The sequence below is a fragment of the Marinobacterium sp. xm-d-530 genome (assembly GCF_013283365.1).
Taxonomy (GTDB): Bacteria; Pseudomonadota; Gammaproteobacteria; order Pseudomonadales; family Balneatricaceae; genus Marinobacterium_E.
Map to the genome: position 1 here is coordinate 391,211 of NZ_WBYM01000001.1, position 23,144 is coordinate 414,354.

Consider the following 23,144-nt stretch of genomic DNA (forward strand, 5'->3'; position numbering starts at 1 on the left):
ATACAATTGTATCACTTAAATCTTAGGGGTTATCTATGAAAACAGAGTTAGTAACCAACCTTAAAAGGCACGCGACTAAAATTCTTAGTGAGTTGCATGTCAACAAGGAGCCTATCTTGATTACAGAACATGGACAGCCTTCGGCCTACCTAGTAGACGTAGAAGATTACGAGTACATGCAAAACCGATTGGCTTTGCTTGAAGCGATTGCGCTTGGTGAAAAAGACCTTGCAGAAGGCAAAGTTCATACTCAAGCTGAAGTAGAAGCTAAGTTGGATAAATGGCTAAGCTAATCTGGACAGAAAAAGCGATCGATGACCTTTCAGAATTAGCAGAGTATGTGGCTATTAGTGACAGAGCCGCAGCAAAGCAGTTAGTGCAGAGAGTACTGTCTAGCGTCAGGCGACTGGAACAACATCCTGAATCAGGTCGCCGCTTACCTGAACTTCCATTACAAAACTACAGGGAAGTGATCACTCCACCCTCACGCATCGTCTACAGAATAGAGAAGGAAAAAGTATTTGTGATAAGGGTGATACGACAAGAACGCGATTTAAGACGGTTAATGCTAGGGCTTAACACTCATAACCGATAAGTCTTTCAAATAAAATCGCGGCCTCAGAAAGACCGCACCAACTTACCGAGTAGCCTCTGCCCTTGCAGCGGCAGCGCCAGCCGCATCGCCGGCCTGTTCGCGAATCAGTGCCAGTTCACGCCAAAGTTTGCGCTGATAATCGGGAAGTCCCGTTGCAACGGCAACACCTCTTAGCGCAACCTGCTCTGCCTGAATCAGATTCAATTGGCGACGTTTAATAGATGCTAAATGTAAATAGACCTGTGGATCGCGCGGTGAGATACGCAGTGCGCGTTCAACTTGGGATTCAGCACCTGCCAGATCACCTCTGTCTGCGGCCTGTTTTGCTTCGGCGAGGAGTGACACCGTTGCAGAGTTAGAGTTTTCATCAATCGCGAGCGGCTCAGAGGGTGCAATTTGAGCGGGCTGCTGTTGTGAAGGTTGAGTCGGTGCAAAGTTCGGTACATCGTAGATGGGTGCAACACTTACATCACCGCGGGGTTCCACCGGAACAACCGCACCCGGGGCAACCTTTGCATTGCGTGGCGACACATCACGTTCCTCTACCGGAGTGAGGTAAGGGCTTGGGCCCGCACAGCCGACCAGTAAGGTCAGCACAGCTGTAATGGATAAAGATTGGTACAGATTCATGAACCGGCTCGACGTTCTCAAGATTAAGACGCACTAAGAATAATCAGTTGATTGCAGAAAATCTAATTAAACCAACCTTTGAACCACTCTAATGGCGATTTAATCGCCTCCCCAGGTTTGCGTTTGCCACCACAGTTGACTCGCTGAACCGGTTCTGTTCCTTGAATATAGGGAACTGAACGAGCCCCCTCACACTGCTGATCAGTTTGAACATTTTGCGCTGCATCGACCCAAACATACTCCACCTCTCTCGGTTTTAAGGCCAAATAGGGTTCGGGCTGCTCTCTCTTCATCAGATCCGTCCACACCTTTAATGCGCCACCTGACCCAGTAAAGGGTAAGGTCGCATTGTCATCCCTACCCACCCAAACAACGGCTAAACGGCTGCCGGTAAATCCAGCAAACCAACTATCTCTCTGCTGATCGGATGTCCCTGTTTTACCCGCCACATTTAAGTTGCTGGGCAGCGTTCTGTAGAGGGATCTAGCCGTACCCTCACGAGCCACCGATTGCATAGCATAGTGAATCAGGTGAACCTGTTTAGGATCCACGACTTGATTGAGCTTAAAGGGGTAGCGAGAGAGCTCTTGCCCATAAGCGTCGGTGACTCGACGAATGGCGCGAAGCGGCATTCTAAACCCATTCGCGGCCAGCGTTTGATAGACCTGTGCCACTTCAATAGGGGCCAAGTTAAGCGCTCCCAATAGCAGTGATGGGTAGGGTTTGATCTCTGAATCAACACCTAGACGCTTCAGCATATCGATGACCGAATCGACTCCTATATCCAAGCCTAGGCGTGCAGAAGAGAGATTGTAAGAGCGTGAAATCGCTTCGTATAGAGGCACCATACCCTTCTCTTTGCCGTCAAAGTTCTCAGGTGACCAGACAGACCCATCCGGCTGCTGCATCTGAAAGGCGCTGTCTTCGATAAGAGTCGTGAGTGTGTACCCCTTCTCTAACGCGGCCAAGAAGGTCGCCGGTTTAACTAGGGAGCCAATCGGACGGCGAGCATCTAAGGCCCGGTTAAACCCAGCAAATCGGGCATTACGTCCACCAATGACCGCCAACAGCTCACCGGTTTGCGGATCGGTGACTACCGTTGCGCCCTGCAGAGGCTGTGCTTTTTTGCCATACTGTTTTTCTAACAACGCGATGCGTTCACTTAACGCCGAAGCCGCATGCTGCTGCACTGAAGGATCCAGTGCCGTGAAAATACGAATCCCCTCAGAATTCAAATCCTCTTCGCGATACTCCTGTCGAAGCTGTCGTTTCACCACATCCAGGTAGGCTGGGTAAGCCCCTTTTAAACGGGTGCCTCGTTTAATGACATCGAGCGGCTGTTGTATCGCACGCTGGTACTGATTTGAGCTGATCATCGCTTGATCCAACAGCAGTTTCAGTACCAGATCACGGCGTTTTAGGGCTCTCTCTGGGTGACGCCGAGGATCATAGTACGAGGGCCCTTTAACCAAACCCGCTAGCAGCGCAATGTGATGCAGCTCGAGTTCAGCGGCGGGACGGCCGAAGTAGAAGAGGCTACCTTGACCAAAACCGTGGATCGCACGCGCGCCGTCCTGTCCCAGATAAACCTCATTAAGATAGGCCTCAAGAATTTCATCTTTCTCGTAGTGTAGATCCAGTAAAACGGCCATCGGCAGTTCAAGCAGTTTACGCGAGAGGGTTCTCTCGGAGGTTAAATAGAAGTTCTTGATCAGCTGCTGAGTGAGGGTACTCCCCCCCTGCACAAATCGACCCGCACGAAGATTGACCCACATCGCTCGAGCAATGCCCTTCAAAGAGATACCGAAATGATCGTAAAAGGCCCGATCTTCAACAGCAACTAAGGCCTGGGGCAGTAGACTGGGAACATCTTGAATACGCACCAGTTCACGATCTTCATTATCACCGGGGTAGATCCCCCCTATCAGCACTGGCTCTAAACGCGCCAGCGTCATGGAGCGATTGTTGGCATCCATCAAACGAGCTATCTGCCCTTGCTGGAAGCTAAGAGTGACGCGCTTAGATCGTTCAGCGCCCTCAGGAAAATCAAAGCCACGGGTATAGATGTCGGCTCGATTGGCACTGACTCGCGCCGTGCCAGGTCGATTGACCTGATTACCAATGCTGTAACCCAGCGCTTTTAATTCAAGTTGCAAAGCCGCAGAGTCCAAGCGTTGGCCTGGGTAGAGTTCTAATGGGCGTGCATAGACCTTAGCCGGCAGCGACCAGCGTTTGCCTTCAAACTTTTCACGCACCTGCGCATCGAGGTAGACCAGACCCACCGCGGCAACAACGGTAGCGACTAACCCCAGTTTAAAAAGAAACCAAAACAGCGATTTAACCCAACTGCGGCTCGATTTTGCTTTGGTTTGCTTAGATTGATGTCTCTTTTTTGTCATCTTCTCAGTATAATCTTCGACCCGCTGGCGCGTATCTCGTTAGGCCAGCTTATGTTTAGTAAGGGCAGTTTAGTCGAACTATGGAATCCACGCTGGTAAACAATCTACTCAATCCAGCTTGCTACCCGCATGAGGTGAGCGAGTTTGAAGTGATTGAGACGCACATCGCGTGGCTTATCAGAACCGGCGAGTTCGTCTACAAAATCAAAAAGCCGGTCAACTTTGGATTTTTAGATTTTACTACACTTGAGAAGCGAAAGTACTTTTGTGAGGAGGAACTTCGCCTCAATCAACGTCTTTCTGAAAATACCTATCTAGAAGTTGTGGCTATCGGCGGTACTGAGACCGATCCAGTGATTGGAGCGACAGGTGAGCCGATCGAATACGCCGTCAAAATGCGTGAGTTTGCTTCAGGGCTACTGCTCTCCGAGCTACTAAACGTCTACAAATTCGACCCCAACTGGATCGATAAACTGGCTGATAAAATTGCTGACTTCCATCAGCGCGCACCCATTGTTGCCCCCGGAAGTCCATGGGGTGAACCCGATAGCATTGCCGCCATTTCCGAAGATAACTACAGGGACATCGATCGTTCGCTTATTCCCGAAGAGGATGCCAAAGAGCTCGACCGTCTTTGGCAGCACATTAAAGATCGTTACCAACTGCTTGAACCCTTAATGCGTCGTCGCAAGCTCGATGGCTCGATTCGTGAGTGTCACGGTGATCTTCACCTGGGCAACATCACCTTAGATGGTGATTCACTCCTCGTGTTTGACTGCATTGAGTTCAACCTAGAGTTCCGTTGGATCGATAAGATGTCGGACCTTGGCTTCCTGTTGATGGACCTAGAGGCTAACGGCCACCCTCGTTGGGCGAACCGTTGTCTTAACCGCTATATGGAGATCACCGGCGATTACGAAGGGTTAATTCTACTGCCCTACTACAAAGCGCACCGCGCGATGGTACGAGCGAAAGTCGCCATGTTGGGCGAGAAACCCAATCTTGCTGAGTTCCAACACTACCTTAAACTGACCGCCGAATACGCGGCTGCGCCACTACCGATGTTGGTGATGATGCAGGGGATTAGCGGCTCCGGTAAATCACATATCTCTAGCAAATTAGCCGAGCTGATCTCCGGTGTTCGTGTACGATCAAGTGCTGAGCGTAAAAAGATCTATCGCAAAGCGTCTCGCGAAGGTGAAAGCCTTGAGATGTACGGTGCAGACATGAATATGCGCACTTTCCTAGAGATGAAGCGCGTCTCTGGCATTCTGTTAGAAGCGGGCCAGACTCTGATTCTGGATGCCGCATACATTCGCCAACGTTCACGTCGACAGTTTCTGCAACTGGCCGAAGAGCTGGGCTGCCCAGCACGAATCATCGCTTGTGAACCCCCAGAAAAGGTCATCGAGGCGCGCCTGGCTAAACGATCTGAAGAGCGTGAAGACCCAACAGATGCAACTATTGAAGTGATGCAAGCGCAAAAACGCGTCGCTGAGCCATTAAGTGAAGAGGAAGAGAAGATCGCCCTTCACATCGATACCAGCGAAGAGAATGCGCACCTTAAGATCATTCAATACTTGATTGATCAGAAGCTGCTACCAGAGACGGTAAACTGCGGATAACCCTCCTCAGTGGGCTCTGCACTCTCGACTTCCACCTCGAACAGTTGCCTTAAGTGAGCGACCGTTAGAACAGAGTGGTCACCCTCGACAACAGAGTCTTGGGTGCCAAGTAAGTAAAAGTAATCCCCCATTCGTGAAGCTAAACTCGCCTCTTGCAGGGTCACTACAACCGCATAGCCCTCCTCTTTAAACGATCTAAGTAGCTCCCCTGCCCGACGTTTAAACTCGGCATCCATTGCAGTGCAAGGCTCTTCAATTAACATTAGGCTGGGCTCATTGGGGCGACTCACCAAATCACAGGCCAGCTGCACACGCTGTCTCTCGCCTCTCGAGAGCGTTTTAAAGGGGCGCTGCAATATTGATTCGAGTAACAACTGAGTTTTTACCCTTTCACTGCGCGATTCGAATAAGGCTTCACCAGCACCCGAAGAGTGACCGGCCTGCAGAAGCAGAGACGAAACATTCATATCAGGATCAAGATTAAACTTTGAGAGAGCCTGACTTAACTCAGGAAAATGGCTAAACAGATCCACGTCGTAGGCCTGCAAGATGACACTGACTCTGTGACGTTCAAAGGGATGATCAGGCATACCGTTTCTCTCTATAAAGCATTAAAATTTGAAAAAATTTTAGGTGAAACCCATGATTCTGTGCAGTGTATCGGATTTAGTCGACGGTGAAAGCCGTGGTTTTGAACGGGAGGGCCTATCCCTTTTTGTTGTAAAACAGGGCGACCAACTCTCAATTTTTAAAAACAGCTGCCCCCATCGCGGAATTCGCCTAGAGTGGCAACCAGACACTTTCTTGGATGTCGAAAAGCAGTTCATCCAATGCGCCACGCATGGCGCACTTTTCACGATAAACGAGGGTGAATGCATTGCGGGCCCCTGCCCAGGTGAACGGTTAGAGGCGATCCCCTTTGAAATCATCGACGGGAATATTAGGTTAACGATTTAACCTCTAGTGTCGCTGACAAACTGTTCAATTCGGTTAAGCGCCTCATCGATATTGGCCAAAGAGGTGGTGTAAGCGAAGCGAACAAATTTGTGCGCCTGATACTCACCAAAATCGGCACCAGGCGTCGCGACCACGCCCGCCCTCTCTAGTAACTCCCAGCACCAACTAAAGCTGTCATCACACAAGTCTGAAGCATCGGCATAGATATAAAAAGCACCCGCTGGCGTTCTAGGGACTTTAAAACCAATTCGCTTGAGCCCTTCTAACAGGCGATCACGTCGCTGCTGCAACTCCTCTCTTCGCAACTCGAACAGTTCAATCGCATCAGGTTCGAATGCTCTGAGCGCAGCATACTGAGACAAGGTCGTGGGAGAAATGTAGAGATTTTGTGCCATCTTCTCCATTTCAGCCACCGCTGATGCATCCGCTACCAACCAACCCAAGCGCCAGCCCGTCATGCCGAAATATTTTGAAAACGAGTTGATCACGATGCAGTTTGTATCGATGCTAAAGGCACTGGGAGTCTCTGCACCGTAGGTTAGGCCGTGGTAGATCTCATCAACAACCAAGGTGCCACCTAAACGAGAGACCGTTGCTGCAATATTGGCAAGCTCTTGTGGATCGATGACCGCTCCGGTTGGGTTAGCTGGCGAGGCAATAAGAACGCCTGCAGTCTGTTCATCCCAATGCTGCTCAACCAATTCAGCGGTTAATTGGTAGTTCTGTTCATGATCCACGGGAATAGAGACCGCTTGGGCCTCCACTATGCGCAAAAATTGACGATTACAGGGGTAGCCTGGATCGGCCATCAATATCTTTTGATCACGATTGGCTAACAGGGCAAAGGTCAATTGCAGTGCAGCTGAAGCACCTGCTGTGACTAACACATTGTCTGCGGCGATCTTCTGCCCGTAACGCTGTTGGTGAAAGGCTGCAATTTTTTCACGAAGAGCCGAAATACCTGCTGCCGGTGTGTAGGTCATAGGGGTAGTGTCCAGCAGACGTTTTGCCTCCTCGATCACCTGGGGTGCCGCACCAAAATCGGGTTCGCCCGCCCCTAAATGGATGATAGAGCGCCCCTGATCGGCTAACGCATGAGCGTGTTTAAGCAGATCCATCACTTTAAAGGATTCAATTAACTGCGAACGCTGACTCCAACTCTTAGACATATCACCTCCCGATCGAATCGACACAGTATACTTGTTACACCAACAGAGACTAGCCATCTTTATACTGTTCTGGTAACTTCGCTGACTTACTAAAAAACGGACTCTCTCGATCCAACGTATTACCCAATAATCGAGAGCAATAATACAATCACAGGGTACGAGGCAGACACTATGCCAAGCAGTAATACTGAATCTTTTACTCACATTGCGCCATACGACATCAAAGACTCAGAAGAGTACATGAACGATGCGCAGAAGGATCACTTCCGACTTATTCTTAAAGAGTGGAAGCGCGAACTGATGGAAGAGGTCGATATGACCATCAACCACCTTAAGGAAGAGGCTAGCAACTTTGCTGACCCTGCCGATCGTGCCAGCCAGGAAGAGGAGTTCAGCCTTGAACTTCGCACACGAGATCGTGAGCGCAAGCTGATTCGCAAGATCGATAAAGCACTCGAGTCAATCGATGAAGACGATTTCGGCTATTGTGAAGCCTGCGGTGTAGAGATCGGTATTCGCCGACTCGAAGCTCGACCAACGGCAACTCTCTGTATCGACTGCAAGACGCTTGCAGAGATAAAAGAAAAGCAGACAGGCAAATAATAGAAGCGCGGTTTGTACCGCGCTTTTTTATGTCCTTTATATTCATACAATGAACTACATTGGTCGATTCGCCCCCTCTCCAACAGGCCCTCTTCACGAAGGCTCACTGCTAACCGCGCTGGCCAGTTACCTAGAAGCTAAAAAGCATCATGGACTTTGGCTAGTCCGAATAGAGGATCTTGATCAACCACGCTGTCAGCAGGCGCATGAAAAGGCGATTCTTGAAGCGCTAGAAGCCTACGGTCTCCATTGGGATAAAACGGTCATGCGTCAAACTGACCGAATCGATCGCTACACTGATCTCTTTCAGTCGCTCATCGCTCAAGGGCAGGCATATCGCTGTGGTTGTAGCCGAACGGACTTAAAGAGTCGGCACGCCTTACCGCATTACGATCGGTACTGTTTGCTGCACCCTGCCAATAAAGAGCCAACCGCAGTCCGATTTAAAGTGGAGCAATGTTCAGGGTTTGATGACCTCCTTCAAGGCTCTCAGCCGACTCCTTCAGAAGGGGTTGGTGATTTCATTCTCTACCGTCGTGATGGCATTGTTGCTTATCAGCTTGCCGTCGTACTGGATGACTATGAACAGGGAGTGACTGACATTGTTAGAGGGTCAGATCTGCTTGATGAAACGCATAAACAGCGAGCACTGCAGCTCACACAGGACTACCCTCTGCTGAAATATGCTCATTTGCCGTTGGTGTTAGCCGCTGATGGACAAAAACTATCGAAACAGACCTTTGCGTGCGCCTTGCCAACAGAACCATTGGAAATCATTAAACAACTTAAAAAGGCGATGGTTAGGCTTGGGCAGATTGATGAAAAGTGCGATATACCGAGCGATGTAGAGACTTTTATTCAGTTCGCACTAGACGTTTGGGATATACAAAAAGTTCCAAAAGTTATTAAAAACAGCTAGTTATTTAGACTTTGGTATGAAGTGTTAAATTTTTTTCACTTTAGAGTTGAATAGAGCTAATGGATTACCTATAGTTGCTCCACAACAACAAGAAAGGACGGCGCAATACTTAGCTCAAATAAAAATAACAAGAGCAAAAGGTGCCGACGAAATACCTGCTCCGAATAAAAATAAAAATGGAGCATTACTCGATCGTGAGGACTGTCACCGCAAGGGACAATAAAAATAACACCAAATTATTGGTGGCAGCCTCACGCTCGAACCCCCAAACGCAAATCCTACCCCTCTAAAATTCATTTTATATAAGACATTTTCAGACCGGTTATTAATTCTTACTAACTACTGGTAGACTAGCGCCTTTGTATTTTGACTCGAACTGTTTTTAAATGACTTCTCAAATTGTTCTGTTCCTTTTGGGCATTGCCGCGATTGCTGGCCTCTATTTTGCGCTTCGTACTAAAGCGGCACCGATCACTGAAGCCAATATTGAAAACACCCAAGCGGATGATCTAGTCACAGCCATTTTGCCGGAAGGTGAACGTCGCGTTGTTCCCGAGTCGATCCATAACATTCCTCGCCACGCTCTGGATGACAATGCCATGCGTGTCGTCTACCGTTTGCTTGATAACGGCTACGATGGCTATCTAGTCGGTGGCTGTGTACGCGATCTTCTGGTCGGCAAAAACCCTAAAGATTTTGACGTTGCTACCTCCGCAACCCCTGAGCAAGCAGAACCCCTATTTAACCGTGCTCGACTTATTGGTCGCCGCTTCAAGATCGTCCACGTCCGTTTTGGTCGAGAGATCATCGAAGTCACCACTTTCCGTGCCGGACACGACAGCGTTTCAACCTCTAAGGATCAATCACGACAGGCCGCCTCTGGCATGCTGCTGCGTGATAATGTCTACGGCACGATCGAAGAGGATGCAAAGCGCCGCGACTTCTCGATTAACGCGCTCTACTACAACGTTGAAGACAACTCCGTTTACGACTTCGCTAATGGCTACCCAGATCTTCTGGAAAAACGCATTCGCATCATCGGCGATGCTGAAGAGCGCTACCGTGAAGACCCTGTTCGCATGCTGCGCGCCGCTCGCTTTGCTGCAAAACTGAGCTTTGATATCGACCCCGACACCGCCCAACCGATTCATAAACTGGGTGGCTTGATCAGCAAAGTCGCTCCTGCTCGCATGTTTGATGAAGTACTTAAGCTATTACAAACCGGCTACGGCGAAGCCTGCCTTCGCCAACTGCTCCGTTTTGATCTATTTAAGTACCTTCTACCGGCCACTGATCGCATGTTAGGTAGCGATGAGTACCCAGTCGAGCAGCTCGTTAACAATGCGTTACGCAATACTGATCGCCGTCTTGCTCAGGATAAGAGCGTCAACCCCGCTTTTCTATTTGCAGCGATGCTTTGGTACCCGCTGGTGGATCGCATGCGTGATCTTGAAGGACATAAAGACCTACCGCCTCTACAGCGACTTCACGAGGCCGCTAATCAGATCCTAGGTGAACAGGTCCGAGCGACTGCCATTCCAAGACGTTTCTCCACGACGATTCGTGAAATCTGGGAGATGCAGCACCGTCTAATGCGCCGCGATCGTGCCGATCAACTAATGGAGCACCCTCGCTTCCGTGCTGGCTACGATCTATTAGTGTTGCGTGAAGAGAGTGGTGAAGATCTTAACGGAATCAGTGGTTGGTGGACCGAATACCAGAACAGCCAACCCAATGCTCGTCCTCAGATACCCGCTGAAGAGCGCCGCAAACGCTCTCGCCGTCGCCGTCCTAATCGTAAGCCAAAAGAGCAGTCATAAGATGATTCGCGCCTATATTGGATTGGGCAGCAATTTAGAGAATCCTCTACAGCAGGTGGCTGACGCTCTGCGAGAACTTCAGGCGATTCCCAACTCTAAGCTAGTAGAGCACTCCAGACTCTATCGCTCCGACCCAGTGGGTCCTCCTGGACAACCCGACTACATCAATGCGGCTGCTTGCCTCGAGACAAGCTTAGAAGCTGAACAACTGTTGGATGAACTGCAAGCGATAGAGCAGTCCCATGATCGTGTTCGAGTGCAACACTGGGGGCCGAGAACCTTAGATCTGGATATTTTACTCTTTGGTGATCAAGTCATTAACACTGAGCGACTTACTGTACCCCACGCTTTTATGCGTGAGAGAAGCTTTGTCCTCTACCCTCTCGCTGAGATTGAACCCAATTTAGTGCTACCAAATGGTGATCACCTAAGCGAAATTTTGCTGGAATGTCCTATGGGCACACTGGAACCAATCGCACTATAATAGTGCGCATCTTATCGAATAGAGAGACTGATTAAATGAGCACACCAAGCCTGCACCGTTTAATTGAGAAAAAACAGGCGGGAGAGAAGTTTGCGGTTCTAACTGCTTACGATGCAACCTTCGCCCATGTCGCCAGCAGTGCTGGCGTAGACCTGATACTGGTCGGTGATTCATTGGGCATGGTTCTGCAAGGTGAATCCAGCACACTGCCGGTAACGGTTGACGATATGGCCTACCACACTCGCGCGGTGGCTATGGGCAACCAAGGGTCGCTGATCGTGTCTGACCTGCCCTTTATGAGCTACTCAAACACTCAGCAAGCGGAAGAGAGTGCCGCAAAACTGATGCGTGCAGGTGCTCACATAGTCAAATTGGAAGGCGGTGCTTGGTTAACTGACACCATTTCAGCACTCAGCCGCCAAGGCGTACCTGTCTGCGCACACCTAGGTTTAACACCACAATCGGTCAATAAATTGGGTGGATACAAGGTACAGGGACGCGACAATCATGCTGCGACGTTGATGCTTGAGGACGCTCAGCGCTTACAGGACGCAGGCGCAGATATGCTGGTGTTAGAGTGTGTGCCAACCCTACTGGCCTGTGAAATCACTAAAAACCTCGACATCCCAGTGATTGGCATCGGTGCAGGTAATCTTACCGATGCTCAAGTGCTTGTAATGCATGATCTGCTAGGTATTACACCTGGACGGCGTCCCAAATTCGTTAAAAACTTTATGGAAGGTGCTGGCTCGATCCAAGAGGCGATTGAACAGTACGTTGCCGACGTTAAAAGCGGCACATTCCCTGGCCCAGAGCACAGTTTCGAATAATCTATGAAAACCGTTACGACCATTGCCGAGCTTCGAGCTGCGGTCACTGCAGCACGTGCTGCAGGTAAAAAAATCGGCTTCGTGCCGACCATGGGCAACCTTCATCAAGGTCACTTAAATCTTTTGATTCGGGCTCGCGAGCTTTCAGACTTTGTTGTCTCATCGATCTTCGTTAACCCGTTACAGTTTAATAACGCTGACGACTTGGAACGATACCCGCGCACCCTTGAAGAGGATCAGGCAAGTCTGAAAGAGTTTGGCTGTGATCTGCTGTTTGCGCCAGCTGAGGCTGAGGTCTACCCAAAGGGTCGTGATTCACAGACCTTTGTTGAAGTACCAGAAGTCTCTAATCTTTACTGCGGTGCTAGCCGCCCCGGACACTTCCGCGGTGTCACGACCATCGTCAACAAACTGTTTAATTTGGTCCAACCTGACCTAGCGGTATTTGGTCGGAAAGACTTTCAACAGCTGCACGTGATCCGCCGTATGGTCGATGATCTATCGATGCCCATTGAGATTGTTGGGGAAGAGACAGCCCGTGCTGAATCAGGTTTAGCCCTGAGCTCTCGTAACGGTTATCTAACCGACAGCGAACTGGCTGCAGCGCCAGCGCTCTACCAGCAACTGAGCCAAATCCGTGATCAGGTTCAAGCGGGTAGCAATGAGTTTGCAGTGCTACAGGTCAAAGCGAGTGAAGCACTAGAAGAGGCAGGGTTCCGTCGTGATTACGTGCATATCGTTAATCGCAATACGCTTCAGCCGGCGACACCGGATGACACTCAATTGGTGATTTTAGCGGCCGCCTATTTGGGTCACGCTCGTCTAATTGATAATCTGGAGTTCGATCGCTAAGCCGTTGCGATCGAACCCTTACCAATCCCCTCAAACGCACGCACTTCAATCTGTTTGCCAGGTAGGGTTGCAGCAATGGTTTGCGCCAGGTGATTGGCGATCAACTCCACGGTAGATTCCGTGTCGATCATGTAGACCACTGAGGTAGGAAGCGTTAGGCTGAATGTCCCCTGGGGTGCTTGGTAGGCAAAATCGACAGACTGTTCAGTGCGACTGACAACGTGATCTTCTGCCCCTATGTAGATATCTTCAAAGCGCTTTGCCCACTGCGCTTCAAGTGCTAGATCACGCTCACCATCAACTAGAATGTGGATTCTTGAGCGGTGTCCATGAGCGATACGTTGGCAGTTACCCTCATGCTTCTGTAGACCGTGTGTGTAATGGTAGTAGGCACCGTCAATCACTTCCGGGTATAGGGTCACTTTGATACCACTGACCGTTGGAAAGATCGCAGCCAACTCCTGTTCACACCAACGAGCGACGGGTTCAGGCTCTACCGCATCCACAGGAAGGATCTCAAACGCTTGATGTGGCGCGCTGCATCTAAGTGTCTCACCCGATGGGTAGTGCCACTCCACAGTCGTGTTCTGTTCGGCTGAAGTCACCTTTAGGTTAGGTGTCTTATCAGCAATCACTAACGAGTGATCTAAGCCTGCATCAAACCACTGTTTCACGCGCTTTTTAACGATGCCAAAATCGACAATCATCCCCTCATCATTTAATTGGCCGTCCAGCTCTAAACGGACAGCCCAGGACTCACCCACAAGACCGCGTTGTGCGTCCAGATAGGTAAAATCAACATGGGTAAGATCATCAACAAATAGCTTCACACACGACTCCTAACAGTTTGTGCTGCTATTTTAGCGAATCGGGATAAGAAATCACCTGATTGTTCGCAGCCACTGGCTGCTCCGGTATAATGCAAAAATCTTAATTCAGGTGAACCCTTCCTATGCGACTCGATAAGTACCTTGCTCAATCCACCGGTTTCTCTCGTAAAGAGGTGAAGCGCATGCTGCACGCTGAAGAGGTACGAGTGAATGGCGAACTCGAAAAGAACCCCGCACGCAAAGTGGCTGAAGAGGATGAAGTCATTCTGGACGGCTACGAAATTGAAGCCCCGCGTGATCGCTACATCATGCTTAATAAACCCCTGGGTTACGTCTGCTCACACGACGAAGGGGATCATGCATCGGTGTTGGGTCTAATCGAGCTGCCCCGTGTTGATAACCTAACCATTGCCGGTCGGTTAGATGTTGATACAACAGGGTTAGTACTGCTCAGTGATAACGGGCAGTGGTGTCACCGTATCACCTCGCCACGTCATAAGCTGGGTAAGATCTATGAAGCGACCTTGGCAGACCCGATTGATGAGAGCTACATCGAGAAATTCGAGCGCGGTATTCAGCTTAATGGTGAGAAAGAGCTCACTAAACCGGCAAAATTAGAGATTCTCTCTGAGCAGGTAGCCAGAGTGGAGCTGTTCGAAGGACGCTACCACCAAGTAAAGCGCATGTTCGCAGCACTGGGTAACAAAGTAGAAGAGCTGCATCGCGAATCGATTGGACCGATCGCACTGGATGATGATCTCTATGAGGGTGAGTGGCGAGAGCTCACTGACGACGAGGTAGCCAGCATCTTTAATGGCTAACTTCGAATCGCTCATCAATCAGGAGATTCAAGCCAATCCAAACGGCCTTCTGATTGTTGATGAAAACCTCAACCCAAAAACAGTTCAAGCCGCCTCCGGTTGGCAGGCTCTGACCAACCGCTTTGATCAGCAACAAGCACTTTGCGCTCAAGGCTGGCAATGCTCACTCTCTGATTTTGAGTGGCCTACAGACTTAACCACTGATCTTATTCTGTATCGCATCAGCAAAGAGAAGGCGGTTGTTAATCATCTCATCAATTTGGCAGCAGAGCAGTTAAAGTCCGGTGCTCGCCTAATCTTGTTGGGTGATAAATCAGAAGGGATAAAAAGCTACGCCAAAAATGGCCAAAAATGCCTAAACGGTGATCGCTCTGAGGTTAAATTGGGCGGCGATAGCTGGAGGGTCGAACTCACAGTAGGCCAGGCAACAGGCACACCGTTAGATGATCAAGACTATCATCAAGTCCGAGAGGTTTCCAAAGTAAGTGAATACTCACTACTATCAAAGCCCGGTGTATATGGTTGGAAAAAAATCGACCAAGGTAGCCAGCAGCTGATTGAGCGCCTACCTTATATCCTCAATCGTCAGCTACCGATTGGAGCCGATCGTGTGTTAGACCTGGGCTGTGGATCAGGTTATCTTACTCTCGCTTCCTGTAGCCAAGCATCTTTCATCACAGCGACTGACAATAACGCAGCAGCAATCAAAGCGACGCAAGCAACCTTGGCAGCAGCGAACTTTCAGGCTGAAGTTTGCTTAACCAATGCCGGTGAAGAGTTGGCCTCTGAGTACGATCTGATACTATGTAACCCGCCCTTTCATAGTGGTTTTGGGATCGATTACGATTTAACTGACCGCTTTTCGAGAAATGCCGCTAGACTGTTAGCAGCAGAGGGGAAAGCCTGTTTCGTCGTGAACCAGCATGTACCACTGAAACGTATCGCATCAAGCTACTTCGAGTCTGTCGAGCTTGACCAAGATACAGGACATTTTTGCACCTATTTACTGACTAAGCCTAAGCGCTAGAGTTTTATGACTAAAGATTATCTACAACAATCGTTTTTCTTCTTCCGTTCCAACTTCAGTGCTCTATTGAGCATTCAACTGCCGTTTCTGATCATTCTGATGATCATCCAGATGAGCACTATTTCCGGAGTGGATGAGTCGAGCAACATGCAGGCACAGCTGATTCTGCTAACCGGTATGGACATGCTGTTTGTTCCTATCTACCTAGCGGCGACCATCTTCTATATGCAAGCCGTCATCGATGGAGGTTCGATCACAACCACGCAAAGCTGGTTTATGGCATTCCGCTGCTGGGGCAGACTATTTTTAACCTTCGTGCTTTCGGCATTGGTAACAGCACTGGGACTCATGTTGCTGATCGCCCCCGGTATCTATATAGCCGTTCGCTTAGCCCTGGCTAACGCCATCTGTGTCATTGAAGGTAAAGGGCCAATCGACTCGATGAAAGAGAGCTGGGAAGGCACTGACGGCCTGTTCTGGACCATGTTCAAAGGTCTGGCTCTGATCTTTGGTGGCCTGTTCATTCTAGAGGTGATCCTATCGCCGATGGTCGATCCAAGCAGCATGATCTCGATGCTGATCTCAGTCACCCTAGACTTCCTAAATGTCCTAGGCACCATCTACGCCTATCGCGTCTACCGCGCATGGCGTGACAAAGAACCGGTTGAGGATGAACCTTCGGTTCTTTAATGGTGTTGGAGCATCTTTTCGCGGTTTGCCCTTCGGGGCAATTCGCTCCTACAGTAGGACTCCGTTGCGGGCTTATCGCGAAGTCCTATTGTAGGAGGGAATTCAGCTCTGCTGAAACCCCGATCGATTTCAACAGCGGGTAACAGGCTGAAGGCCAGTCACCATACTTCGTAGGAAGATCAGCGCTCCAGTGACTGGCTTTAGCCTGTCATCTGCTTTCTTAGCGTTTTCCAGAAAAGGAGTAAAGCCTACCTGCGGATGACAGGCTGAAGGCCAGTCACCGCAAAGATCGCCACATCTTCGATATGGAACCAACAAAAAACCGCCATAAAGGCGGTTTTTTTAGTGCGAATCAGCAGTGATTAGTTCTCTGCAGTTTCGTCCTCTTCAAGATCTTTCATTGAAAGCTTGATACGGCCGCGGTTATCGACGTCCAGTACCTTAACTTTAATGACGTCATCCATGTTGATGTAGTCAGTTACTGCGTTCACGCGCTCTTTAGCGATCTGTGAAATGTGTACTAGACCATCTTTACCAGGAAGAATGTTAACGAATGCGCCGAACTCTTCGATGCGAACAACCTTACCTTCGTAGATCTTGCCGATCTCTGCTTCTGCAGTGATCGCAACAACACGGTCAACAGCTGCTTGTGAAGCTGCTTTGTTGTCTGCGTAGATACGAACAGTACCGTCGTCATCTAGATCGATTGAAGCGCCTGTCTCTTCAGTAATAGAGCGGATAGTTGCACCACCTTTACCGATAACGTCGCGGATCTTCTCTGGGTTCACTTTAAGCTGAGTCATGGCAGGAGCGTGGTCAGCCAGTTCTGGACGAGCGTAACCGATCACTTTCGCCATCTCACGTAGGATGTGAACACGAGCGTCCAGTGCCTGTTCTAGAGCGATCTCCATGATCTCTTCAGTGATACCCGTGATCTTGATATCCATCTGCAGTGCTGTAACACCGGCTTCGGTACCTGCTACTTTAAAGTCCATATCACCTAGGTGGTCTTCGTCACCCAGAATATCGGTTAGGACAGCGAAACGATCGCCCTCTTTAACCAGACCCATTGCGATACCGGCAACTGCTGAACTGACTGGTACACCCGCATCCATCATGGCAAGTGAAGAGCCACAGACAGAGGCCATTGATGATGAACCGTTTGATTCAGTGATCTCAGAAACAAGACGCATGGTGTATGGGAAGGCTTCCTGAGTTGGAAGTACCGCAGAGACACCACGACGAGCCAGACGACCGTGACCGATTTCACGACGACCTGCACCACCCATACGGCCAGCTTCACCAACAGAGTATGGAGGGAAGTTGTACTGAAGCATGAATGGATCACGACGCTCGCCTTCAAGCGCATCGATGATCTGTACGTCACGGCTTGTACCCAGTGTACAAGTAACGATTGCCTGAGTTTCACCACGAGTGAACAGAGCTGAACCGTGTACGTTTTTAAGAACACCCACTTCCACTTCGATTGGACGAACGGTTTTACCGTCACGACCGTCAATACGTGGCTGACCGCTAAGGATACGTTCACGTACAGTTGCTTTCTCGATAGACGCGAATACTTTAGAGACTTCACCAGCGCCTGGTGCGCCCTCTTCACCTGTTGCAAACTGCTCTACAGCGGCATCGCGAAGTGCTTTAAGCGTGTCTTGACGCTCCATCTTGTCTGCTACTTGGAAGGCTGCTTCAACCTGTGCACCGAATGCAGCAGTAATCGCATCAGTCAGCGCTTCGTTTTTAGCAGCTGGCTGCCAATCCCACTTAGGTTTAGCGGCTTCAGCGGCAAATTCGTTAACGGCGTTGATAACCACTTGCATCTCTTGGTGAGCAAATAGAACCGCACCTAGCATCTCATCTTCGCTAAGCTCTTTCGCTTCTGACTCAACCATCAGTACCGCTTCGTTGGTACCCGCTACGACCATGTCTAGTTCAGAGTTTGCTAGCGCTTCGTAGGTTGGGTTAAGGATGTAACCTTCATCTTCCGTGAAGCCCACACGTGCTGCACCGATTGGGCCAACAAATGGGATACCAGAGATGGTGAGTGCTGCAGAGGTACCGATCATTGCAGCGATATCTGGATCAACATTCTTATCAGAAGAGACCACAGTACACACCACCTGAACTTCGTTCATGAACCCTTTAGGGAACAGTGGACGAATTGGGCGGTCGATTAGACGAGACGTTAGTGTCTCTTTCTCAGTTGGACGGCCTTCACGTTTGAAGAAGCCACCAGGGATACGGCCAACTGCGTAGTATTTCTCTTGGTAGTGCACTGAAAGTGGGAAGAAGTCTTGTCCCTCTTTCGCTGTTTTTGCGCCAACGACAGTACACAGAACCTGTGTCTTTTCGTTAACAGTAACCATAACTGCACCAGTCGCCTGACGAGCGACCTTACCAGTTTCGATCGTTACGGTGTCATTACCGAACTGGAACGTTTTAGTAACCGTGTTAAACATCGATTAACTCCTAGTAATTAACTATGTTCCGCGTCCCCTGATCTTCACTCTTTTAAAGCCAGTACTCAGTTGAATTCAGTAAACTCAAGTGAGTACAGGCTGTCAGATCATTTGGTTTTGCGGAGGGTTTAAAGTAGAAAGGGCCATACTAAGTATGGCCCTAACTGGGTATCTAGCTCTTAGCGACGAAGACCTAGACGACCGATCAACTCAACGTAGCGAGTAGCATCTTTCTTCTTAAGGTAGTCCAGCAGCTTACGACGCTGGTTAACCATACGAATTAGACCACGACGTGAGTGGTGATCCTGCTTGTTCGCTTTGAAGTGACCCTGAAGGCCTTCAATGTTTGCAGTTAGAAGGGCAACTTGAACTTCTGGTGAACCAGTATCGTTCTGACCACGACCGTACGCTGCAACGATTTCAGCTTTCTTTTCAACAGACAATGCCATTGTTTTATCTCCTATTAGCAATATGCACACAGCCTAGGCTGCGGGTTAAGTCGCGCAACACCGAGCATATTTTCAGTGAAGCGTCATACCCTTGAGGGTAAATCAGTTTTCAGAGGTATCGAGTAGTCGACGAGCGCGTAATCGCCCCTCATCATCCACTTCAGCCATACCTAAGAATCGCTCTTCAGCAAAGAGTCTGACGAGGCCGCGCTCTGAGAATAAATCCCCTAAACGTTGCCCCTGCAGAAGACGATTTGCTAAATCTGCGGGTAATTCGATTGAAGGCAATGACTCCACTGCACTCCAGGGGGGCAATAATAGCGCATCTAAACGCATTTGTATGCACTCTAACGACTGATCTGACTCACGATGTTGTGCAATCTCATTCAACTGTTCGAGTGTCAGCATTGCGCTTCGATCGTAGGTAGCCACGGCAAGCCGTCGCAACATACTGACATGCGCACCACAGCCAAGTGCCAGACCTAGGTCTTCGACGATGGAGCGAATATAGGTGCCTTTTGAACAGTGCACCTCAAGATCAATCTCATCAGCACGCAGATCCAGCAGTTTGATCTCGTAAATGCATACCTGACGCGGCTTAACTTCGACCTTTTCACCTTTGCGCGCCAGCTTGTAAAGCGGCTGGCCATTGTGCTTTAAGGCCGAGAACATCGATGGAACCTGTTCGATTTCGCCAGAGAATTTGGCTTGAATCAGATCGTTTAACGCGTCTCGATCTAACTCAGGAACAGGCTTAGTTTCGATCACTTCGCCATCAGCATCACTGCTGTCAGTGCGAACCCCTAGCTTTGCCGTTGTGATATAGCGCTTATCAGAATCGAGAAGAAACTGTGAAAACTTAGTCGCTTCACCCAAACAGATGGGCAACATACCGGTAGCTAGAGGGTCTAGTGCGCCTGTGTGACCCGCTTTCGCTGCGTCATACAGACGTTTTACCTTCTGCAGGGCAGCATTCGAGCTGATGCCCTGAGGCTTATCAAGCAAAAAGACGCCGTCAATGCGGCGTCCTTTTTTACGTCGAGCCATGTTAGCCCTCGTTATCTTCGAGACGGCGAGCCTTCTCGATCAAGCTCGTTAGGTGACGACCGCGATGAATGCTCTCGTCATAATGGAAACGTAACGCCGGCATGACTCGCAGTGAGATGCCTTTTGCCAGTTCAGCACGAAGGAAACCTGCAGCCTGCTTAAGCACCTCTAGACTCTGCTTGGTCGCTTCCGCCTCATCCTGTTCACCCAGTGGGAGAACGGTAATGTAGACATCCGCATAGCCTAAGTCTTTCGCTACTTTGACGTGGTTAATCGTCACCATTCCAATGCGTGGATCTTTAATCTCACGCTGAATAAGGGTCGCCAAATCACGCTGGATCTGGTCCCCTACTCGGTCTGTGCGTTTAAAATCGCGAGCCATACAACCTCTTAGATGGTACGTTGAACTTCAACTGTGTCGTAAACCTCAATCTGGTCGCCGACTTTAACATCGTTGTAGTTCTTCACGCCGATACCACACTCCATGTTCTGACGAACTTCGTTGACGTTGTCTTTAAAGCGACGCAGTGACTCAAGCTCACCTTCGTAGATAACGACGTTATCACGTAGGACACGGATGCGTTTATTACGGAAGATTGTACCTTCGATAACCATACAACCGGCAACCGCACCGATCTTAGGCGCACGGAAGACATCACGAACTTCAGCAATACCAACAATCTCCTCTTTGAACTCAGGAGAGAGTAGACCACTCATCGCCTGTTTCACGTCATCGATGATGTCGTAGATAACACTGTAGTAGCGAAGCTCCATCTCTTCACGCTCAACAATCGCACGCGCCTGAGCGTCTGCACGAACGTTAAAGCCGATTAGGATCGCTGAGGAGGCCAACGCAAGGTTAGCATCGGTTTCACCGATACCACCAACACCGCCAGAGACGATGTTCACTTTTACTTCATCGGTAGAGAGATCTTCTAGTGAGCTAGTCAGCGCCTCTAGAGAGCCTCGAACGTCGGTCTTAAGGACGATGTTAAGCGACTTAACTTCACCCGCTTCCATGTTCGAGAATAGGTTCTCAAGTTTCGCCTGTTGCTGACGCTGCAGTTTAACTTCACGGTATTTACCCTGACGGAATAGAGCGATTTCACGCGCTTTCTTCTCAGTGGATACTACGGTGAAGTCTTCACCTGCATCTGGCGTTCCGTCTAGACCTTGAATCTCAACTGGAATCGCAGGGCCACCCGCTTCTAGCGGCTTGCCGTTTTCATCAAGCATGGCACGTACACGGCCGTAGTGAAGACCAGCTAGTACGATATCACCGCGCTTAAGGGTACCGTTTTGAACCAGTAGCGTAGCAACCGGACCACGACCTTTATCGAGACGTGACTCAACGACAACACCTGTACCTGGCGCATCTGGAACCGCTTCAAGCTCAAGAATTTCTGATTGAAGAAGGATCGCTTCAAGCAGCTCATCAATGCCCTGACCTGTTTTAGCAGAGACTGGACAGAACTGAACATCGCCGCCCCAATCTTCAGGAATAACATCACGTTGAGCCAGCTCGTTCTTAACTCGATCTGGATCCGCTTCCTCTTTATCGACCTTGTTGACCGCAACTACAAGAGGTACACCAGCCGCTTTAGCGTGCTGAACCGCCTCTTCAGTCTGTGGCATCACACCATCATCTGCGGCAACTACCAGGACAACGATATCCGTCAAAGAGGCACCACGGGCACGCATAGCGGTGAACGCGGCGTGTCCAGGAGTATCTAGGAAGGTCACCATGCCGTTGTCAGTCTCAACGTGGTAAGCACCGATGTGCTGGGTAATACCGCCAGACTCGCCAGAAGCTACACGTGTTGAACGGATGTAATCGAGCAGGGATGTTTTACCGTGGTCAACGTGACCCATAACGGTAACGACCGGAGCACGTGTCACAGACTCACCGCTGTGAGCGGCTACCGACTCCATCAACTCATCTTCGATCGCGTTCTCTACCATAGGCACCGCTTTGTGGCCCATCTCTTCTACCACAAGGATCGCAGTATCTTGGTCGATTGGCTGGTTGATGGTTGCCATCGCACCCATCTTGAACATCACCTTGATCACTTCAGCCGCTTTGATCGACATCTTCTTAGCCAGATCAGCAACCGTGATGCTCTCTGGAATAGAGACTTCATGAACAATCGCAGTCGTAGGCTCTTTAAAGCCGTGCTGGTTATCGCCTTGACGCATTGGCTTACCACGACCTGGCTTACCGCCTTTACCCGGACGAGCGTTCAGCGTGCCATTACCACGACCTTTCGACTTACGACGATCGTCGTTATCACGCTGGTTGTTACGGCGCTCATCGCGCTGCTTGTTCTTGTTGCGAGGATTTTCAGTTTTAGGTTCCGCAGCTGGTTTCTTCTCAACCGGCGTTTCAACCACTGGCTCAGGCTTAGGCTCTTCAGCTTTAACCGGTTCAGCGGCCTCTTTAACTTCTGCTTTTGGCGCTTCCACTTTAGGCTCTGCAGCCGTTTCAACCGCCACCTCTGGTGCCGCTTCAACGACCGGTGCTTCAACCTGTGGTTCAGGCGCTGCCACTGGAGTCTCTTCCACTGCTGGAGCTTCTGGAGCCTGTTCAATCTCTGTACGTTTCACGTAGGTACGCTTTTTACGCACTTCAACGTTAACGGTTTTACGACTGCCGGCACCGCCCACTTTCAGCGTAGAGGTTGTCTTACGCTTAAGCGTGATCTTCTTCGGTGCGCCAACGTCATCGGCATCTTCGCCGTGACTGCGTTTCAAATGGGCTAATAGCTGCTGACGCTCTATCTCTGTGACAGTTGAATCGTTGGATTTACCTTCGACTCCCGCTTCCTGCATCTGTGTTAACAAACGCTCAACGGATACACCAACCACATCGGCAAGCTGTTTAATCGTTACTTCTGCCATAAATGGGTTCTCCTTTTCCGTTGTC

23 protein-coding genes are annotated in these 23,144 nt (G+C 49.8%); 13 read left to right on the forward strand and 10 right to left on the reverse strand.

Annotation, left to right across the window (positions count from 1 at the left end):
* Positions 1–35 precede the first annotated feature (35 nt).
* Positions 36–293: a type II toxin-antitoxin system Phd/YefM family antitoxin gene (locus XMD530_RS02070; protein WP_173506657.1), complete on the forward strand. Its 258-nt coding sequence runs from the start codon at positions 36–38 to the stop codon at positions 291–293.
* Entirely contained in the window at positions 281–595 is a 315-nt protein-coding gene (locus XMD530_RS02075) for a type II toxin-antitoxin system RelE/ParE family toxin (RefSeq protein WP_173483798.1), read from the forward strand. The genes XMD530_RS02070 and XMD530_RS02075 overlap by 13 nt, the downstream gene beginning before the upstream one ends.
* A gap of 42 nt (positions 596–637) precedes the next feature.
* Here XMD530_RS02075 and XMD530_RS02080 read toward each other — a convergent pair whose 3' ends face one another.
* Complete coding sequence (locus tag XMD530_RS02080) at positions 638–1,225, reverse strand: type IV pilus biogenesis/stability protein PilW (RefSeq protein ID WP_173483797.1); 588 nt, start codon at positions 1,223–1,225, stop codon at positions 638–640.
* A gap of 62 nt (positions 1,226–1,287) precedes the next feature.
* Positions 1,288–3,624, reverse strand: coding sequence for a penicillin-binding protein 1B (gene mrcB / locus XMD530_RS02085; RefSeq protein ID WP_173506658.1), 2,337 nt, complete (start codon positions 3,622–3,624; stop codon positions 1,288–1,290).
* An 80-nt stretch (positions 3,625–3,704) separates the two neighbouring features.
* On the opposite strand from mrcB, the gene XMD530_RS02090 reads away from it, so the two are divergent.
* Positions 3,705–5,249, forward strand: a complete 1,545-nt coding sequence (locus XMD530_RS02090; protein ID WP_173506659.1) for a bifunctional aminoglycoside phosphotransferase/ATP-binding protein — start codon at positions 3,705–3,707, stop codon at positions 5,247–5,249.
* Here XMD530_RS02090 and XMD530_RS02095 read toward each other — a convergent pair.
* Complete coding sequence (locus XMD530_RS02095) at positions 5,213–5,839, reverse strand: hypothetical protein (RefSeq protein WP_173480259.1); 627 nt, start codon at positions 5,837–5,839, stop codon at positions 5,213–5,215. The two genes, XMD530_RS02090 and XMD530_RS02095, sit on opposite strands and share 37 nt — an antisense overlap.
* Positions 5,840–5,891: 52 nt before the next feature.
* Here XMD530_RS02095 and XMD530_RS02100 point away from each other — a divergent pair, with 52 nt between their 5' ends.
* A complete protein-coding gene (locus tag XMD530_RS02100; protein WP_173480258.1) occupies positions 5,892–6,206 on the forward strand; it encodes a Rieske 2Fe-2S domain-containing protein in 315 nt (104 codons plus the stop codon).
* Here the strand turns inward: XMD530_RS02100 and XMD530_RS02105 are convergent.
* Positions 6,203–7,375 carry an aminotransferase class I/II-fold pyridoxal phosphate-dependent enzyme gene (locus tag XMD530_RS02105; protein ID WP_173480257.1) on the reverse strand — a complete coding sequence of 391 codons (1,173 nt, stop codon included), beginning with the start codon at positions 7,373–7,375 and terminating at the stop codon, positions 6,203–6,205. The genes XMD530_RS02100 and XMD530_RS02105 overlap by 4 nt on opposite strands.
* A gap of 171 nt (positions 7,376–7,546) precedes the next feature.
* On the opposite strand from XMD530_RS02105, the gene dksA reads away from it, so the two are divergent.
* From dksA to panC, 6 genes are all read left to right on the forward strand, one after another.
* Complete coding sequence (gene dksA / locus XMD530_RS02110; RefSeq protein WP_173480256.1) at positions 7,547–7,978, forward strand: RNA polymerase-binding protein DksA; 432 nt, start codon at positions 7,547–7,549, stop codon at positions 7,976–7,978.
* Between the two features lie 49 nt (positions 7,979–8,027).
* A complete protein-coding gene (gene gluQRS / locus XMD530_RS02115) occupies positions 8,028–8,897 on the forward strand; it encodes a tRNA glutamyl-Q(34) synthetase GluQRS (RefSeq protein WP_173480255.1) in 870 nt (289 codons plus the stop codon).
* Positions 8,898–9,283: 386 nt separating this feature from the next.
* Positions 9,284–10,717 (forward strand): polynucleotide adenylyltransferase PcnB, encoded by a 1,434-nt coding sequence (pcnB, locus tag XMD530_RS02120; protein WP_173482965.1) that lies wholly within the window; start codon positions 9,284–9,286, stop codon positions 10,715–10,717.
* Position 10,718: 1 nt separating this feature from the next.
* Positions 10,719–11,201, forward strand: a complete 483-nt coding sequence (gene folK, locus XMD530_RS02125; RefSeq protein ID WP_173482966.1) for a 2-amino-4-hydroxy-6-hydroxymethyldihydropteridine diphosphokinase — start codon at positions 10,719–10,721, stop codon at positions 11,199–11,201.
* Between the two features lie 35 nt (positions 11,202–11,236).
* Positions 11,237–12,031, forward strand: a complete 795-nt coding sequence (gene panB / locus XMD530_RS02130) for a 3-methyl-2-oxobutanoate hydroxymethyltransferase (protein ID WP_173482967.1) — start codon at positions 11,237–11,239, stop codon at positions 12,029–12,031.
* A 3-nt stretch (positions 12,032–12,034) separates the two neighbouring features.
* Complete coding sequence (panC, locus tag XMD530_RS02135; RefSeq protein ID WP_173482968.1) at positions 12,035–12,883, forward strand: pantoate--beta-alanine ligase; 849 nt, start codon at positions 12,035–12,037, stop codon at positions 12,881–12,883.
* On the opposite strand, the gene XMD530_RS02140 is transcribed toward panC, so the two are convergent.
* Positions 12,880–13,713, reverse strand: coding sequence for a 6-carboxytetrahydropterin synthase (locus XMD530_RS02140; RefSeq protein WP_173506660.1), 834 nt, complete (start codon positions 13,711–13,713; stop codon positions 12,880–12,882). The genes panC and XMD530_RS02140 overlap by 4 nt on opposite strands.
* A 122-nt stretch (positions 13,714–13,835) precedes the next feature.
* On the opposite strand from XMD530_RS02140, the gene rsuA reads away from it, so the two are divergent.
* The 3 genes from rsuA to XMD530_RS02155 are packed head-to-tail and all read left to right on the forward strand — an operon-like array spanning position 13,836 to position 16,251.
* Positions 13,836–14,534, forward strand: coding sequence for a 16S rRNA pseudouridine(516) synthase RsuA (rsuA, locus tag XMD530_RS02145; protein ID WP_173480249.1), 699 nt, complete (start codon positions 13,836–13,838; stop codon positions 14,532–14,534).
* The gene (locus XMD530_RS02150; protein ID WP_173506661.1) at positions 14,527–15,561 is read left to right on the forward strand and encodes a methyltransferase; all 1,035 of its coding nucleotides are present in this window, start codon (positions 14,527–14,529) and stop codon (positions 15,559–15,561) included. Before rsuA ends, XMD530_RS02150 begins: the two co-directional genes overlap by 8 nt.
* A gap of 6 nt (positions 15,562–15,567) precedes the next feature.
* Positions 15,568–16,251, forward strand: a complete 684-nt coding sequence (locus XMD530_RS02155) for a YciC family protein (protein WP_173480247.1) — start codon at positions 15,568–15,570, stop codon at positions 16,249–16,251.
* Positions 16,252–16,613: 362 nt separating this feature from the next.
* On the opposite strand, the gene pnp is transcribed toward XMD530_RS02155, so the two are convergent.
* From pnp to infB, 5 genes are all read right to left on the reverse strand, one after another.
* The gene (gene pnp / locus XMD530_RS02160; protein WP_173482972.1) at positions 16,614–18,725 is read right to left on the reverse strand and encodes a polyribonucleotide nucleotidyltransferase; all 2,112 of its coding nucleotides are present in this window, start codon (positions 18,723–18,725) and stop codon (positions 16,614–16,616) included.
* A gap of 179 nt (positions 18,726–18,904) precedes the next feature.
* Positions 18,905–19,174: a 30S ribosomal protein S15 gene (gene rpsO / locus XMD530_RS02165; RefSeq protein ID WP_173480245.1), complete on the reverse strand. Its 270-nt coding sequence runs from the start codon at positions 19,172–19,174 to the stop codon at positions 18,905–18,907.
* A gap of 102 nt (positions 19,175–19,276) precedes the next feature.
* Positions 19,277–20,221 carry a tRNA pseudouridine(55) synthase TruB gene (gene truB / locus XMD530_RS02170; RefSeq protein WP_173506662.1) on the reverse strand — a complete coding sequence of 315 codons (945 nt, stop codon included), beginning with the start codon at positions 20,219–20,221 and terminating at the stop codon, positions 19,277–19,279.
* Position 20,222: 1 nt separating this feature from the next.
* A complete protein-coding gene (gene rbfA, locus XMD530_RS02175; RefSeq protein ID WP_173480243.1) occupies positions 20,223–20,603 on the reverse strand; it encodes a 30S ribosome-binding factor RbfA in 381 nt (126 codons plus the stop codon).
* Between the two features lie 8 nt (positions 20,604–20,611).
* Positions 20,612–23,119 (reverse strand): translation initiation factor IF-2, encoded by a 2,508-nt coding sequence (infB, locus tag XMD530_RS02180; protein ID WP_173483790.1) that lies wholly within the window; start codon positions 23,117–23,119, stop codon positions 20,612–20,614.
* Positions 23,120–23,144: the final 25 nt, after the last annotated feature.